The sequence below is a fragment of the Tenacibaculum bernardetii genome (genome assembly GCF_029125915.1).
Classification (GTDB): Bacteria; Bacteroidota; Bacteroidia; order Flavobacteriales; family Flavobacteriaceae; genus Polaribacter; species Polaribacter bernardetii.
The window spans coordinates 117,699-130,604 of the sequence record NZ_JAQJCU010000007.1; the positions used below are offsets into that span (position 1 = coordinate 117,699).

15 protein-coding genes are annotated in these 12,906 nt (G+C 31.1%); 3 read left to right on the forward strand and 12 right to left on the reverse strand.

What is annotated here, in order from left to right; all coding sequences use genetic code 11:
• Positions 1–9: 9 nt before the first annotated feature.
• Together P2G10_RS07855 and dxs are read right to left on the reverse strand one after the other, a co-directional pair.
• Positions 10–1,347: a cytochrome-c peroxidase gene (locus tag P2G10_RS07855; RefSeq protein WP_275316002.1), complete on the reverse strand. Its 1,338-nt coding sequence runs from the start codon at positions 1,345–1,347 to the stop codon at positions 10–12.
• 98 nt (positions 1,348–1,445) lie between these two features.
• Positions 1,446–3,218 carry a 1-deoxy-D-xylulose-5-phosphate synthase gene (dxs, locus tag P2G10_RS07860; RefSeq protein ID WP_275316003.1) on the reverse strand — a complete coding sequence of 591 codons (1,773 nt, stop codon included), beginning with the start codon at positions 3,216–3,218 and terminating at the stop codon, positions 1,446–1,448.
• Positions 3,219–3,256: 38 nt separating this feature from the next.
• Between dxs and rsmI the strand changes: the two genes are divergently transcribed.
• A complete protein-coding gene (rsmI, locus tag P2G10_RS07865; RefSeq protein WP_275316004.1) occupies positions 3,257–3,928 on the forward strand; it encodes a 16S rRNA (cytidine(1402)-2'-O)-methyltransferase in 672 nt (223 codons plus the stop codon).
• 124 nt (positions 3,929–4,052) lie between these two features.
• On the opposite strand, the gene P2G10_RS07870 is transcribed toward rsmI, so the two are convergent.
• The 6 genes from P2G10_RS07870 to P2G10_RS07895 form a co-directional block, all read right to left on the reverse strand.
• Positions 4,053–4,751: a hypothetical protein gene (locus tag P2G10_RS07870; protein WP_275316005.1), complete on the reverse strand. Its 699-nt coding sequence runs from the start codon at positions 4,749–4,751 to the stop codon at positions 4,053–4,055.
• A complete protein-coding gene (locus P2G10_RS07875) occupies positions 4,752–5,450 on the reverse strand; it encodes a hypothetical protein (protein ID WP_275316006.1) in 699 nt (232 codons plus the stop codon).
• Complete coding sequence (locus P2G10_RS07880) at positions 5,451–6,128, reverse strand: hypothetical protein (protein ID WP_275316007.1); 678 nt, start codon at positions 6,126–6,128, stop codon at positions 5,451–5,453.
• A 136-nt stretch (positions 6,129–6,264) separates the two neighbouring features.
• Complete coding sequence (locus P2G10_RS07885; RefSeq protein ID WP_275316008.1) at positions 6,265–6,930, reverse strand: hypothetical protein; 666 nt, start codon at positions 6,928–6,930, stop codon at positions 6,265–6,267.
• Positions 6,931–6,933: 3 nt separating this feature from the next.
• Positions 6,934–7,590 carry a hypothetical protein gene (locus P2G10_RS07890; protein WP_275316009.1) on the reverse strand — a complete coding sequence of 219 codons (657 nt, stop codon included), beginning with the start codon at positions 7,588–7,590 and terminating at the stop codon, positions 6,934–6,936.
• Position 7,591: 1 nt separating this feature from the next.
• Positions 7,592–7,930 carry a PadR family transcriptional regulator gene (locus P2G10_RS07895; protein WP_260585497.1) on the reverse strand — a complete coding sequence of 113 codons (339 nt, stop codon included), beginning with the start codon at positions 7,928–7,930 and terminating at the stop codon, positions 7,592–7,594.
• Between the two features lie 203 nt (positions 7,931–8,133).
• Here P2G10_RS07895 and P2G10_RS07900 point away from each other — a divergent pair, with 203 nt between their 5' ends.
• Positions 8,134–9,183 (forward strand): ferredoxin--NADP reductase, encoded by a 1,050-nt coding sequence (locus P2G10_RS07900; protein ID WP_275316010.1) that lies wholly within the window; start codon positions 8,134–8,136, stop codon positions 9,181–9,183.
• Between the two features lie 25 nt (positions 9,184–9,208).
• Entirely contained in the window at positions 9,209–9,892 is a 684-nt protein-coding gene (locus P2G10_RS07905) for a LysE family translocator (protein ID WP_275316011.1), read from the forward strand.
• Here P2G10_RS07905 and mgtE read toward each other — a convergent pair.
• The 4 genes from mgtE to P2G10_RS07925 form a co-directional block, all read right to left on the reverse strand.
• Positions 9,889–11,238, reverse strand: a complete 1,350-nt coding sequence (mgtE, locus tag P2G10_RS07910) for a magnesium transporter (RefSeq protein WP_275316012.1) — start codon at positions 11,236–11,238, stop codon at positions 9,889–9,891. The two genes, P2G10_RS07905 and mgtE, sit on opposite strands and share 4 nt — an antisense overlap.
• A 78-nt stretch (positions 11,239–11,316) precedes the next feature.
• A complete protein-coding gene (gene rsmA, locus P2G10_RS07915) occupies positions 11,317–12,120 on the reverse strand; it encodes a 16S rRNA (adenine(1518)-N(6)/adenine(1519)-N(6))-dimethyltransferase RsmA (RefSeq protein WP_275316013.1) in 804 nt (267 codons plus the stop codon).
• A gap of 225 nt (positions 12,121–12,345) precedes the next feature.
• Entirely contained in the window at positions 12,346–12,534 is a 189-nt protein-coding gene (locus P2G10_RS07920) for a hypothetical protein (RefSeq protein WP_275316014.1), read from the reverse strand.
• 2 nt (positions 12,535–12,536) lie between these two features.
• Positions 12,537–12,866: a DUF4286 family protein gene (locus tag P2G10_RS07925; RefSeq protein ID WP_218771966.1), complete on the reverse strand. Its 330-nt coding sequence runs from the start codon at positions 12,864–12,866 to the stop codon at positions 12,537–12,539.
• Positions 12,867–12,906 lie beyond the last annotated feature (40 nt).

The window sequence follows — 12,906 nt, forward strand, 5'->3', positions numbered from 1 at the left end:
TATATTCTTTTAATTACAAATATCTTCTTGTGATTGTACATCGTTATTAGGAATACAATTGTCCGACAATACCCTTTCTGGTGTATATCTTTTTAAGTTTTTGTCATCCAAGCTTTTTTCTATAAACAATGTTAATAAATTGATTTCTTCTTCAGATAAATTAAGCGGCTTAAACCTTTCATCTAAATTACTGTTTGGTACATTTTGATTTTCTTTTATACCGTTGTTTTTATATTCAATAATTTCTTTTACAGATTTAAACGAAGAACCATGACCGTAAAAACCATTGTATTTTACACTATATAATTGTGGTACTTTAAACTTGTAGTTATCATTTGTATTTTGTGTAAAGCCACCACGTCCTTTTTTAGTAGCTTCATCTACAGGGCTTCCTAGAGTGTCTCCGCCTTCTAAATCTTTCATTCCTAAAGCGATAAAATCCATCGAGTTTAAGGACGGTCCACTATGACATTGATAACATTTTCCTTTGTCAAAAAATAAAATAGCCCCTTTTTTTTCAGTATTTGTCATTGCATTTAGATCACCTTTTAACCATTCTTGAAAAGGAGCTTCATTTGCTATCACTGTTCTTTCATAAGCAGCAATTGCTAATCCGGCATTTTTAAAAGTATAGCGCTTTTCTTCATTTACATTAGCAAAAGCATCGTCAAATAATGTTTTATAACCTAAATTTTCAATTAAAGAAGAATTTATTTCAAGTCTATGAACAGTTAAACCTGCAATGGCTTGTGTTTCTAGGCCTTCAAAGCCTAAATTATTGGTTTCTTTGGGTGTTCCTGTTGTCCATTGTGCCTGAGTGTTTATATTCATCCCTGTAGCACCAAACTGACCATTCCAAAGAGTTACTTTTTGATAGGCACTGTTTAATATTGTTGGCGATTTTATAGGTTGTACATCTACCATTTCATTGGTATAATTTTCGGCCATTGTTCTTATTTCACCTGAAGCTCCAAATCCGAAACCTCCATCACCAATAGCTTGTTTTTTACACGATTGAAAACCTGCCTTAGCATGATGACAGCTTGCGCATGAATACGTACCAACACCATCAGTATGTTTAGGGCTTTGTGCCAACGCAGTTTCGTGAAACAATAACTTACCTAAAATAACTTTCGCTTCTGTAATTGGATTCTTAGGGTCTTGCGGAATTTTGGAGTAGTCATTGCTTGATGGCAATATAAAATAGGATTTTTCAGAATTACCAGCTCTTTTAAAGAGGAGTTCACTTAGTTGAGTATCAATTTTCGAAACAGGTAAATAATTTTCCTCGTTGTTACACGACACAATTACGAATGTGCATATAACTAATTGTATTAGTTTTTTCATGATTTTATATACGGGGAAAGGTTAGTGGATAATGAGGTGTGCTCAAATTTACTTACTTACTAACTAATAGAATAAAAAAGGAAAATGCCTGATAAAGCTTAGTTTAATAACTGTTTTATCATGGTTTGAATAGAAATTGAATCTATACCACAAGCTTTTTGCAGCTCATTAACAGTTCCATGATCTATAAATTTATCAGGAATACCTAAAAGTTTTATAAAGCCTTTGTAGTTTTGTTCTGAAGCATATTCTAAAATAGCAGTACCAAATCCACCAGTTATAGTTCCGTCTTCTACAGTAATTATTTTATCAAATTGATTAAAAACACTATTTAAAAGCGTTTTATCTAAAGGTTTTACAAATCGCATATCGTAATGCGCCACTTCTTTGCTGTTTTCTAACTGATGTATAGCGTTTGAAACGTTGTTAGCTATGGTTCCTATAGAAAGTATTGCTATTTCATTTCCTTCTTTTAAACAGGTGCTTTTTCCTATTTGAATTTTTTCAAAAGGAAGTTGCCATTTTTCTAGTTTTCCATAGCCTCTCGGATACCGAATTGCAATCGGATTTTCTAAGCCCAATTGAGCTGTAAATAAAATGTTTCGCAGTTCAATTTCGTTACGAGGCGCAAATATGATTAAATTCGGGATACAACGTAAATAGGCCAAATCGAATACTCCGTGATGTGTTGCACCGTCTTCACCAACCAAACCAGCTCTGTCTAAACAAAATATTACTGGTAGGTTTTGCAAGGCAACATCGTGAATTATTTGATCGTAAGAGCGCTGTAAAAAAGTAGAATAAATATTACAAAACGGAATAATACCTTGCGTTGTCATACCAGCCGCCAAAGTAACAGCATGTTGTTCGGCAATACCAACATCAAAAGTACGGTCGGGAAATTCATCTAACATTCGTTTTAAAGAACTTCCGCTTAACATGGCAGGTGTAATACCTACTATTTTTTTATTTTTATGTGCTAACTCGACAATTGTTTTTCCGAAAACATCCTGAAATTTTGTAAATTTACTTGCTTCTTTAGGTAAAACATCTCCCGATATTTTATCAAATTTACCTGGCGCATGGTATTTTACTTGATCTAGTTCTGCTTGTCGTAGTCCTTTTCCTTTGGTGGTAATTACATGTAATAATTTAGGACCATCAATTTGCTTCAATCTATTTAATTCTGATAAGAGCTCTTCAAAATTATGGCCATCAATAGGTCCGGAGTAATTAAAATTTAATCCTTCAAAAATATTGTGCTGCTCAATATCAGCCCTTGGTGATTTTATCCGAGTTAAATAATCTTTTAAAGCGCCTACCGAAGGATCGATACCAATAGCATTGTCATTTAAAATGACTAGTAAATTGGCATTCGTATCGCCAGCATGGTTTAAGGCTTCAAAAGCCATTCCGCTAGCAATAGAAGCGTCACCGATAATAGCAATATGATGTTTGTTACTTCCTTGTAATTTAGAAGCAATTGCCATACCCAAAGCTGCAGAAATTGATGTAGACGAATGCCCAACACCAAAAGTGTCGTATTCACTTTCGCTTCGTTTTGGGAATCCTGAAATTCCGCCTAACTGCCTGTTGGTATGAAAAATATCTTTTCGGCCTGTTAAAATTTTATGTCCGTATGCCTGGTGCCCAACATCCCAAACTAATTGATCGTTTGGAGTATCAAACAAATAATGCAAGGCAATAGTAAGTTCTATTACACCTAAACTTGCGCCTAAATGACCTTCTTTAGTTGCAATTACATCAATAATAAAGTCACGCAATTCTTTTGCCAATAACGGCAAATCATCAGCAGACAAACGCCTTACATCCGAAGGAAAATAAATATTTTTTAACAGCTTTTTTGGCATAGCACAAATGTACTAAAACTTTGTTGTAGCTTTGCCGTATGAGCAAATTGTATTTGGTGCCAACACCTATTGGAAATTTAGAAGATATTACCTTAAGAGCACTTAGAATCTTAAAAGAAGTTGATTTTATTTTAGCGGAAGACACGCGTACAAGTGGTAAGTTATTAAAGCATTTTGAGATTGCTACACAAATGTACAGCCATCATATGCATAACGAACATAAATCGGTAGATGGTGTTTTAAATCGATTAAAAAATGGTGAAACATGTGCTTTAATTTCTGATGCTGGAACGCCTGCAATTTCTGATCCTGGTTTTTTATTAACCAGAGCTTGTGTGCAACAAAATATTGAAGTGGAATGTTTGCCTGGTGCTACCGCTTTTGTACCTGCATTGGTAAACTCGGGCTTACCGAATGATAAATTTGTTTTCGAAGGATTTTTACCTGTAAAAAAAGGACGACAAACACGTTTAAACTTGTTAGCGGAAGAAACGCGTACCATGATTTTTTATGAGAGTCCACATAAATTATTAAAAACATTAGCTCATTTTTCAGAATATTTTGGAGAAGATAGACAATTATCAGTTTCTAGAGAATTGACAAAAATGTTTGAAGAAACCAAGCGAGGAACAGTAGTAGAAGTTTTATCATATTATACAGCGAAGCCTGCAAAAGGCGAGATTGTTATTGTTGTGGATGGTAAAAAGTAAATAATCTTCATTCTCGATACAAATTTTATTCATTTCAATCCTCAAATTCACTCGAATTGACAAGAATGAATAAAAATGTCAGTTCGAGTGATTTTGAGGCACGAAAAATTGTATCGAGAACTTATTAAGTCAGTTTATATTCTGGATAATGATTAGCTAGTAATTCTTCTGATTTGTTGGGAATCACGATTAGGGTGATATAACCAATCAAAATTATTAAAACGATTAAAGCTGCGGAAAACCAACGACTAAACTCATTCATTTCAATAAAACCAGTATCGTGTGGTAAAAACCAATCATAGGTGTAAAACATAATTATAGCTAAGTTTCCTAAACTCTGTCTTAAATAAATATCTTCTAATAGCCATTTTTTACCCGTTAATGCCTCTTTTTTTTTGATTTTTCTTTTTGAATGAAACATTTTAATTGTTTCTAAAAGGATGACACTAAAAAATACTCCAGTATAAATATAATAGGCACTGGGTGCTTGTTGCAGTACATAAAACAGTGCTATAAAACAAAAAGTAAGTATAATTTTAGGCAATCGAAACCATTGTTTTACAAAACTTAAAATAAGCCTAAAGTATTTTTTATTTAATTGCACTATTTTTTGATCAACAACATCCATAAACCCGAAAATTCCAAACTTTTTAAAAGAAACATCGCGTGCTTGCTCAAAAGATAATGTAGGTTGTTCTGCTAATATTTTTTCAATGTCATTGGCTAAATGATCTACCAATTCGGTTTGCACATCGTAATGCTCAACATAATGCTGACGTGTGAATTTGTATAGATTATCTATGTTTTGTTCGGTGAGTTTCATTTATCGAGCGATTTTATATTCAGGATAATGTTCTTCTAATAACTGTTCTGCTTTTTGCGGAATAACAATCAACGTTACATATGAGTATATAATAGCTGATGTTAAAAATAGCGCAATAAAAAATGCAGCTGTACTAGAAGGCGTATCATTTATTGTTTGGTTTATAAAGTGCGGTATGTTCGAACCAACCATAACACCGCCAAAACTAGCTACATTAAAAAGAGTGTCTTCTAACATCCATTTCTTATTATTTTTTGCAAAACGATTTTTAATTTCTTTTTGTAGTTTATGTACAATGTATAAATCAATAATAGCAAGGCAAATTACAGAAGTAATGCATAAATAAAGCCCAGCTTTAAATTGTAAACAGAAAAAATAGAAAGCAAAAATACTTGCGGTTAAAATTATTTTAGGCAATTGAAACCATTCTTTTACATAACGCCACAAAATGGTTTTGTATTTTTTTCCTAACTGCCTTTGTTTTTCCTCAACAACATCCATAAACCCAAAAATTCCAAATTTTTTAAAAGAAATATCGCGTGCTTGCTCGAAAGATAATGTAGGTTGTGCTACCCAAATTTGTTCGATGTCATTGGCTAAATGATCTACTAATTCGGTTTGCACATCGTAATGCTCAACATAATGCTGACGCGTGAATTTGTATAAATTATCTATGTTTTGTTCGGTGAGTTTCATCATTTAAATAAATACGTTTGGGTATTGTTTCTTAATCTGTTTTCTGTTTTGTTGGTATACATATTCCATGCTCCAATACAGTAATAGTATTAGTACAAAAACACCCAAATGAATATTGTTATAGCCATTATTTAAAAAGCTTTTATCAGTTCTAAAAGAAAGAATACAGTTAAATAAAATAAACATGTTACTCGCTATTTGATAAAATAAAGTCATTCTATTTAAAGCTAAAAACCTCTCTTTTTTTTGTTTGTAGCTGATAAATATTCGAATTCCTAATTGAAAAATTAGTATAAAACCAAAAACTGTTAAAACCATAAAAAAAGTTTTTACATCATTAAAATAAGGCATCATTTTATATAATAATAAGTAGCAACAAATTGTAATAATGATTTTCGGGAGTTTAAAAAACGATTTAAAATTTATGATAGTTTGTTTTACAAAACGATTATGTATTGTTTTTGTCTTTGTTTCTAATAGCCGATTAAAACCCTTGTCGCTAAATTTTTTATGCTCTTCTATAATAGCTTCTTTAAAATCTAAATCAGGATTTTCATCCAAACGAAGTTCTAATATTGAAGCAAAATGATCTACGATTTCTGTTTTTACATCGTAATACTTTATCCCGCAAACAGTAATGTAATTATCAATTTCTTGTATTTGCTTTTTTGTCAATTCCATAACTTAAATAAATGCGTTTGGGCAATATTTTTATAATAGTTTATTCTCGTAAACCTGAACTTGTTTCAGGTTGTCATCATAACATATCATAAATGTGCGATTCTGAAATAAATTCAGAATGACGCTCTAATATCATTTATTCTGTTAAATATCGGTATTTAGTATCAATTTTTTCTTTCTGATTCATAAATGATTTATAGAGTAAAAAAATTAAATAGATAAACGACGTATGTATATAAATACTCCACATTTTAACATCCGTTTTAGATGACATTAATATGGGATTGTTAACGTAAAGAGGAAAATAAGACATAAAAGTAAGTAGTAATGTATATGATTGAATCACTTTTATATTGCCATATTTTTTAGCTGTTCTACTAAATATATAGCCGTTATAACAATAGATAATTATCAATAATACAAACAAAAAGGTCAGAGTGTTTTTTATATTAAATAAACTAAGTGAATAAGTTAACGAAGTTAAAAGTGCTAAGAATGTTATGTTTTTAATTTTAAGAGTTTCTATACTCATGTTTTTACATATTGTTTTAGTATCATCCCAAAATCTCCTTTTTACTATTTTTTGATATTTTTTTTGCAGCGCATCTTTTTTACTCAACATGTATTTAACAAAAACGGTTTGAAAGCGTTGATTTTCGAAAAACGTATCAGTATCGGTTACTTTCTCTTCAATTTCAGTCGCAATATGATCTACCATTTCGTAACGGATATCAATATAATTAACACCAATACCTTCTAAAAAGTCGTTAATTCTTTTGGTTTGTTCTTGGGTTAGTTGCATTGTTTATATTGCTAATTCGTTTTTCATATTTTCAACTCTTGTAAGTGCTTTTTTGTATGTTTTATAACCAGCATAAGTAGTAACAAATAAGATGGGTATAAATATTATAAAGGCGGTTATTTGAGTTTCAGTAGAAAAATCTTTTATAAATTGAATAGGAAGCATCATCATTATAAAAGCAAAAGAAAAATAACTTACGCCGTAATCTAGGTTTATTGATCTTCCATATTTTTTAAATAATTGCTTTGATGTAACAAAAAAGAAAAAAAGCATTGGTGATATTAATAATCCTAAGCTTATTATTTCGAAAACATTAAAAGAAACAAAATTCGAAATAGTGTATAAGAATATTGAAAACAATATATAAGCAGTTATGTTTTTAAATGACTTGAAAACAACTATAATTTCTGCATAATATTCCTTTCTATATTTTCTATTAGTGTTTTGCCAACCTTCAGTATTTACACCAATTAAACCTCGATTCCAATTTAATTTTCTTAATGTTTTTTCTAATTCAACCTTAAAATCATTAGTTGTAGCATTTGTTTCCATATCAGAAACTATATGGTCTACCATTTCAATACGTAAATCCCAATATTTTATACCTCGTTTTTTTAAACGATTATCTATTTGCTGTATTTGTTCGTTAGTTAATTCCATCTTACTCCAAACTAAATTTAGGATTCACCAATTGCTGCATTGTTTTTAAAAACTCTTGCATTTCCTCTAATTTATTGGCAGTTTCTTTGGTGCCGCTTTCGGTAAGTTTATAATATTTACGTAAACGATTCCCTACTTTGGCAACTTCTACGTCTAACAAACCTTCGGCTTCTAATTTATGTAAGGCAGGGTACAAAGCGCCTTCGGTAATCTTTAATTCCCCTTTGGTAAGTTCTTTTACTTTTTGTGTAATTTCATAACCATACATTTTGTCATTTTGTGCCAATAGCTTTAAAATGATGGTTTGTAACGAACCTTTATATAATTTCTGATTTCCCATTTTTATTGTTTTAGTTATTACGAGTAAGTAATCTTTACTAAATGATAAGATTGCTTCATTTTATTCGCAATGACATTCTAAATTAGTCGCAACAAATATATATAATTTTCTTATGTATAATAATCTTAGGTATTGTTTTTTATATTATTCCTAACAAAAGGTTCGTTTAGTATTGCTTATTTTTGTGTTTCTAAATACAATACATGTCTACATTTCATAATCTAACAATAGAAAAAATAATTAAAGAAACTGCCGATGCTGTTTCTATCTTATTTACAATTCCTGACGAACTAAAAGAAGCATATTCTTTTGTAGCGGGTCAGTATATAACCATAAAAACTAAAATAAACGATAAAGAAATACGAAGAGCGTATTCTATCTGTGCATCACCAAATAGCAATCAGGTTAAAGTAGCGGTTAAAGCGGTAGAGAAAGGAACGTTTTCTACCTACGCAACTACAAAGCTGAAAGAAAACACTTCATTAGAAATTTCTGAACCAGAAGGAAAGTTTATTTTAGAGCCTGTGGCGGATAAAAATTACATTGCTTTTGCTGCTGGTAGCGGAATAACGCCAGTTTTATCGATGATAAAAGCAGTGTTAGAAAACGAGCCAACAGCAACATTTACCTTAGTTTTTGGTAATAAAAAAGCAGAAACAACTATATTTTTCGATGAGTTAAATGCGTTGGCAACACAATATCCTACACAATTTAACTTGCATTATATTTTTAGTCAAGAGGTTCGTAATAATAGTAAATTCGGAAGAATAGATAAAAATCACGTGAATTATTTTATGAAGAATATTCATAAAGATGTGTCTTTTGATGCTGCGTATTTATGTGGGCCAGAAGTTATGATTGATATAGTTTCTGAAACATTACAAGAAAACGATTTTAAGAAAGAGAATATTCATTTCGAATTATTTACAGCAAGTACAACAGAAGGTGAAATTCCTGTTACCTATCCTGATGGGAAATCTGAAATTACAGTATTGTTAGATGATGAAGAGACTACTTTTTCGATGGAGAAAACAGATACTATTTTATCAGCTTCTTTACGTAATAAGCTAGATGCTCCGTATTCTTGTCAAGGAGGAGTTTGTAGCAGTTGTATTGCTAAAGTTACAGAAGGAAGAGCAGTAATGTCTAAAAACTCTATTTTAACAGATGATGAATTAGTAGAAGGTTTTATTTTAACCTGTATGGCGCACCCAACAACACCAAAAGTAGTAGTTGATTTTGATGATGTATAGCCATTAAAAATTATATTTTTATAAAATGGATTTTTACGATTTTAAAAACGCTTTTTTAGTAGGTGTTTTCATGGCTTTTATGATTGGGCCAGTATTTTTTATGCTTTTAAAAACAAGTGTTTTAAAAGGAGCAAGGGCAGCTATTGCTTTTGATATTGGTGTGATTTTAGGCGATATCTCTTTTATGTTAATTGCCTATTTTGGTAGTAGAAGTTTATTAGAAAAAATTAAAGACGACCCGAGGTTATTTCTTGTTGGTGGTCTTGTGCTTATTATTTACGGATTGATAACGTATTTAGATAAAAATAACAAAAAAGAATCAGAAGCACCAGATGTAGTTTTACCTGCCAGTAATAATTATATAAAATTATTATTAAAAGGGTTCTTTTTAAACTTTATAAATATAGGTGTACTTGCCTTTTGGTTAGGTTTAATTGTAGTTGTTGGCCCTACTTACGATATGAATCCGAAGTATTTATTTTGGTATTTTGGTACCGTAATTTTAGGATATGCAGTTACCGATTTAGGTAAAATACTACTTGCAAAACAACTGAAAAACAAATTAACGCCTTTAGTTATATACAGAATAAAACGTGGAATGGGTGTTTTATTAATCGTATTCGGAGCCGCATTAATGCTAAAAGGTTTTATACCTAAAGATCAAATTGATACTTTATTTGAAGGTGTAAAAGTTGCACAATTTTTTTAGAAACCAATAATCATTTTTGCAATTCCGAAATAAATAAGAATTCCGAAAATATCATTACTTGTTGTAATAAATGGTCCTGTTGCAATAGCAGGATCTATACCTCGTTTATCTAAAAATAACGGAATAAAAGTTCCTATTAAACCTGCTACAATTATCACCACAAAAAGTGACGTAGAAATAGCAGCTGCGACTTTTATATCTTGTTCGGTTATAAAAATAAATAAGAATAATAAAATAGCTAACGCTAATCCGTTTACCATTGCTAAAGAAACTTCTTTTAATAATCTGCTAGTAATACTACCTCTTATATCATCATTAGCAATTCCTTGTACAATAATTGCAGATGATTGCACACCAACATTACCAGCCATTGCCGCAATTAACGGTGTAAACATAAATAAGATTGCATTATCTACCATAGCACCTTCAAAAACTCCCATAATACTTGCTGCTCCAACACCACCCAATAAACCTAAAAATAACCAAGGTAAACGAGCACGTGTTAATTCCCAAATAGTATCATCAGCCTCTACACCTTGTGTAATACCGGCTGCTAATTGGTAATCTTTATCAGCTTCATCTTTTATAACATCTACAATATCATCAATCGTAATTCTACCCACTAAAGCACCTAGTTCATCTACAACGGGTATTGCTTCTAAATCATACTTACGCATAATATTAGCAACATCTTCGGCTTCATCAGTTACGTTTACAAAATCTACTTTTGGTATGTATACCTCTGCAATTGTTGCCTTTGTAGACGCCATTAATAAGTCTTTTAAAGATAAACGACCCTTAAGCTTGTTATTATCATCAATTACATAAATAGAGTGCACTCTTGTAACTTCTTCTGCTTGAAGGCGCATTTCTTTTACGCAACGCGGAATCGTCCAGTTTTCGTTAACCTTTACTAATTCCTTTGCCATTAATCCACCGGCAGAATTTTCGTCGTAACGTAATAACTCTACAATTTCTTTGGCGTGCTCCTCATCATCAATTTCACGCATTACTGCTTTTTTCCTGTTGTCAGGAAGTTCAGAAATTACGTCGGCAGCATCATCGGTATCAAGTTCATCTATTTCTTCTGCAATTTCTTTTGCAGTTAATTGTTCTAGTATTTTTTCACGAACATCATCATCAACATCCATTAATACTTCAGATGTTGTTTCACTTTTTAATAAACGAATAATGTAAACCGATTCTTCAAAAGGCAATTCGTCTAATATCTCAGCAATATCGGCATGGTGAATTTCCTTAAAGAGCTCTTTAAGACCAGCATCGTTTTTAGCTTCGATGTGTTCGGTTACATTTTCTAGAAGTTCTTGGGTGATTTCAAATGCCATATTTTGCAATTTTAGTCGATAATTTAAATATTCGGAATGGTTTAAATTCTGAATAGTAAGTTTTATTTTAAATACTCTTTAGTTACTGTCGTTAGCAATTTTTTGAGTCAACTCTATAAATCGGTTTACCGATAATTGTTCGGGACGCATTGTAAAGATAGGGTCTTCTTTTAAAGAGTCAGAAATATTAAAGGATTTTAGGCTAGAACGCAACATTTTTCTTCTTTGATTAAAAGATGTTTTTACGACTCTGAAAAATAACTTTTCATCAACAGGTAACGTATAATTTTCTTTTCTGATAAGTCTTATAACACCTGAATCTACTTTTGGCGGCGGATTAAAAACGGTTGGCGGAACCGTAAATAAATATTCTACATCATAAAAAGCTTGTGTTAAGACAGACATGATTCCGTAAACTTTACTTCCTTCTTTTTCTGCAATTCTTTTGGCTACTTCTTTTTGAAACATTCCTGCAAATTCAGGAACAAATTCTCTATTTTCTATAGCTTTAAATACAATTTGAGTAGAAATATTATAGGGAAAGTTACCAATAATAGCTACTTGCTTTTCTTTAAAAATATCTACAATATTCTTTTTTAGAAAATCACCTTCAAGAATTTCGAACTTTTTAGCAGTGGTATCCAACTTAATATGTTCTAACGGAAAAGTATCTTTTAAATAGGCAACCGAATCATAATCGAGCTCCATTACCGTAATTTTTGGTTTTTTTTCTAATAAGTATTTCGTTAAAACACCCATTCCAGGACCAATTTCTAATACATCATCATATCCATTTTCGGTTAATGCATCCGCTATTTTTTTAGCAATATCTTCATCGGTTAAAAAATGCTGTCCTAAATGTTTTTTTGCTCTTACTGTCATAGTTTTTATGATAAAAGATTTTGATTGTCGGTAATAACCAATATTTACGTCAACCTGAAGTTGCTTCAGGTACTTAACAAAACATACTGTTTATTATAAAAATGTGATTCTGAAATAAATTCAGAATAACGTGCTGATATTATGTTATAATTAAAACAGATGCTGATTTAAAAATACTAGTAACAAGAGTAAATAAAAATCCTTGTATTGCTATTTTTTAATTAATTATTTCCCGGATTTTTGAATACCGAATGTTATGATTGATGTTGCTACGCCAAAACCACTTAAAAAACCACCAATGGTTTCCCAAGGTTCGGTTCCGTATGTGCAGTAACCTATAATAACACCTAAAACAGTTAGAAAGATACCTGTAAATAATATCTTTTTTCTGTTTTTATAAATTTTCTGTTTCATGTTTAATTACTCGCTTCAACAGGAAAAAATTCATTTATTACTCGTAACTCTGTACGAAAAGCTAGCATTTTATCAGCAAACATTTTAATACTATCAGAACGTAGTTCATTAGCATCGTGTTTGTAATAATCGTCTAAATCTTCACGTGTTTTTGCAGTATATTGTACAGAGTATGTTATTCCGCCCATTTCTTCCTCAACTAAAACTTGTGTTAATTTTGCACTTAAAAAACGACCAGTAGCCAAAACTTTAGGGATGTGGTTTTTTATCCAAACAATCCATTTGTCATGCACACTCTCGTCAATACTTATAGTTACGTTATATATATACATTTTGTTATTTAATGTAAAGATGTAGCAATTATATTTTGCA

Excerpts from the sequence above, each read along its gene's own strand:
- P2G10_RS07925 (WP_218771966.1), bottom strand. The coding sequence starts at position 12,866 with ATGTATATATATAACGTAACTATAAGTATTGACGAGAGTGTGCATGAC.
- P2G10_RS07920 (WP_275316014.1), bottom strand. The coding sequence starts at position 12,534 with ATGAAACAGAAAATTTATAAAAACAGAAAAAAGATATTATTTACAGGT.
- P2G10_RS07885 (WP_275316008.1), bottom strand. The coding sequence starts at position 6,930 with ATGCAACTAACCCAAGAACAAACCAAAAGAATTAACGACTTTTTAGAA.
- rsmA (WP_275316013.1), bottom strand. The coding sequence starts at position 12,120 with ATGACAGTAAGAGCAAAAAAACATTTAGGACAGCATTTTTTAACCGAT.
- P2G10_RS07870 (WP_275316005.1), bottom strand. The coding sequence starts at position 4,751 with ATGAAACTCACCGAACAAAACATAGATAATCTATACAAATTCACACGT.
- P2G10_RS07880 (WP_275316007.1), bottom strand. The coding sequence starts at position 6,128 with ATGGAATTGACAAAAAAGCAAATACAAGAAATTGATAATTACATTACT.
- P2G10_RS07855 (WP_275316002.1), bottom strand. The coding sequence starts at position 1,347 with ATGAAAAAACTAATACAATTAGTTATATGCACATTCGTAATTGTGTCG.
- mgtE (WP_275316012.1), bottom strand. The coding sequence starts at position 11,238 with ATGGCATTTGAAATCACCCAAGAACTTCTAGAAAATGTAACCGAACAC.
- P2G10_RS07890 (WP_275316009.1), bottom strand. The coding sequence starts at position 7,590 with ATGGAATTAACTAACGAACAAATACAGCAAATAGATAATCGTTTAAAA.
- P2G10_RS07900 (WP_275316010.1), top strand. The coding sequence starts at position 8,134 with ATGTCTACATTTCATAATCTAACAATAGAAAAAATAATTAAAGAAACT.
- P2G10_RS07875 (WP_275316006.1), bottom strand. The coding sequence starts at position 5,450 with ATGATGAAACTCACCGAACAAAACATAGATAATTTATACAAATTCACG.
- dxs (WP_275316003.1), bottom strand. The coding sequence starts at position 3,218 with ATGCCAAAAAAGCTGTTAAAAAATATTTATTTTCCTTCGGATGTAAGG.
- P2G10_RS07895 (WP_260585497.1), bottom strand. The coding sequence starts at position 7,930 with ATGGGAAATCAGAAATTATATAAAGGTTCGTTACAAACCATCATTTTA.
- rsmI (WP_275316004.1), top strand. The coding sequence starts at position 3,257 with ATGAGCAAATTGTATTTGGTGCCAACACCTATTGGAAATTTAGAAGAT.
- P2G10_RS07905 (WP_275316011.1), top strand. The coding sequence starts at position 9,209 with ATGGATTTTTACGATTTTAAAAACGCTTTTTTAGTAGGTGTTTTCATG.